This window comes from Aeromonas sp. ASNIH8 (assembly GCF_002919855.1).
Lineage (GTDB): Bacteria > Pseudomonadota > Gammaproteobacteria > Enterobacterales > Aeromonadaceae > Aeromonas > Aeromonas caviae.
On sequence record NZ_PQLN01000197.1, the window covers coordinates 1 to 2,101 of the forward strand.

Sequence of the window (2,101 nt, forward strand, 5' to 3'; positions counted from 1 at the left end):
GGCCAAGCGATTGGGCCGCTGCCCGCAGGAGTGGCTGAGGGCAGTTGTCAGGTCCTGCATCGAGAAAACCGACTACCCGTTCCCGGAGGAGTTGGTGCTGTCAACACCGTCCCGGTGAACGGTTACAGGGCAAGGTGGTCAAAATCATCAAGCTGGCGAGCGACATCACCGAGCGGGTGGAGAAATCCATCTCCACCCGGGAAGCGGCCCAGAAGGCGTGTGCCATCGCCAGCGAAACCGTCGCGAGCGCCGCCAGGGGGCGGGAGGTCATCGACAGGGTGCTCGACACCTCCTCTCACATCAACACCTCGGTCAATGCGGTCAGCAAACAGATAGAGCAGCTCAACCAGCAATCCAGGAGCATCGAATCCATCATCTCCACCATCAGCGGCATCGCGGATCAGACCAATCTGCTGGCCCTCAACGCGGCCATCGAGGCGGCCCGCGCCGGGGAACAGGGACGGGGATTCGCGGTCGTGGCCGACGAGGTGAGGCAACTGGCGGCGCGCACTTCCAGCTCCACCAGCGAGATCGTCACCGTCATCAAGCACAACTCGGAGATCACCTCCCAGATCACCCAGACCGTCTCCGTCGTCTCCGACAAGGCGGTGGCAGGTCAGGAGCAGGCCACCATCATCGCCGACGTCATCAAGGAGATCATCGAGGACGCCAACTCGGTGTCGGACACCGTCAAGAGCCTCTCCATCTGAGCGACAGCTGCCAATGACAACGGGGGGCCCAGGCCCCCCGTTGTCATTGCTGTCCGCCCACCCGACACCCGCTCAGCCATCCCCCAGGAGATAGTGTCTGGCTTCCTCGTCCGCCAGCGCGAGGGCGATGTCCCATAGCGCGGCGATGCAGAGCCCCTCCTCCCCCACAGCTTCCTCTTCCAGCGCCTCCAGGGCTCTGGCATCGGCCAGGGTAAAGGGGGGATGGCTCAACAGGCTTTTGGCCGCGGCCAGCAAGTGCATGTCGCTCATCGGTCGGCTCCTTCTTAGACAGCGTGTTTCCCTGCCCAGACTGTAGCCCAATGACGGCGACTCATCCCCCGGTGGCGACTGCCTGCGCACGCTTCCTGCCGGACGGCAGTTGGCCCACCCCGATGCCGGCCAGCACGGCGGCACAGGCCACCCATTGCAGGGCAGTGAGCGTCTCTCCCAGCAGCAGATAGGCGAGCAGCAGGGTAAAGACCGGTATGAGGTTCACATAGGCAGCCGCCAGGGTCACCTTCACCTGGGTCACCGACCAGTTGTAGAGCAGGTAGGCACCAAGTGTCACGAAGGCGCCGAGGAAGAGGATGACCCCCATGTCCTGCCAGGCCCAGCTCGCGGGCCAGGGCGCACTGAAGGCAAAGGGCGCGAAGAAGAGCATGCCGACGAAGGCCTGCAACGCTGTCAGTGTCATCACGCCGTAGCGGCTGGAGAGCTTCTTGAATACCACGGAATAGGTGGCGGCGCAGAGCATGGCGCCCATCTCCAGGCTGTTGCCGAGCAGGGCGTTGGGGGCGAACTCGTCTGCGCCCTCCCCCAACCCCAGCAGGGCGATGCCAACGATGGCGATGGCAAAGCCCAGCAGCTGGCGGCGACTCACCCGCTCTCCAAGCAGCACGAAGGCCACCAGAGCCACCATCAGGGGAAGCAGGGCACAGACCATACCGGCCTGGCCGGCACTGGTGTAACGCAGGGCGTTGACTTCAAGAAGAAAGTAGAGGCAGGGCTCAAGCGCCCCCATCAGGGCCAACCAGCGCCAATCCCCCTTCTGGTAAGTGACGCGGCCAAGCTGGCGGTAGCAGAGCAGCCAGCAACAGGACGCCACCCCCATCCGCATGAAGAGCACCTGACCGAAGGACCAGATTTCCAGCACATGTTTGAGGGCGATGAAGGAGCTGGACCAGAGCAGCATGGCCAGGGTCAGCGTCAGGACGGGTAAAGGGCGCACAATGCCTCCATCTTAAATGCGAAAGGGGACTCCCTCCGACGTAGGTGGGAGGGGAATTTCGCCGGGGCGTCAGCCCCGCTGGTTTTGAATGTATTGCTTGATCACCTCCAACGGTGCTCCGCCGCAAGAGCCCGCAAAGTAAGAGCGTGACCAGAGTAAGAGC

Annotated in this window: 3 protein-coding genes and 1 pseudogene; 1 reads left to right on the plus strand and 3 read right to left on the minus strand. The window is 63.4% G+C overall.

Annotation, left to right across the window (positions count from 1 at the left end; genetic code table 11):
- Window positions 1-125: 125 nt before the first annotated feature.
- Window positions 126-710: pseudogene (locus C3418_RS24985) on the plus strand (methyl-accepting chemotaxis protein); the annotation flags it as partial.
- Between the two features lie 72 nt (window positions 711-782).
- Here C3418_RS24985 and C3418_RS23315 read toward each other — a convergent pair.
- From C3418_RS23315 to C3418_RS23325, 3 genes are all read right to left on the minus strand, one after another.
- Window positions 783-980 carry a hypothetical protein gene (locus C3418_RS23315; protein WP_039038678.1) on the minus strand — a complete coding sequence of 66 codons (198 nt, stop codon included), beginning with the start codon at window positions 978-980 and terminating at the stop codon, window positions 783-785.
- A 61-nt stretch (window positions 981-1,041) separates the two neighbouring features.
- Entirely contained in the window at window positions 1,042-1,938 is an 897-nt protein-coding gene (locus tag C3418_RS23320; RefSeq protein WP_041212829.1) for a DMT family transporter, read from the minus strand.
- A 69-nt stretch (window positions 1,939-2,007) separates the two neighbouring features.
- The coding region (locus tag C3418_RS23325; RefSeq protein WP_181023150.1) for a transposase at window positions 2,008-2,101 on the minus strand (94 nt) is incomplete at its 5' end.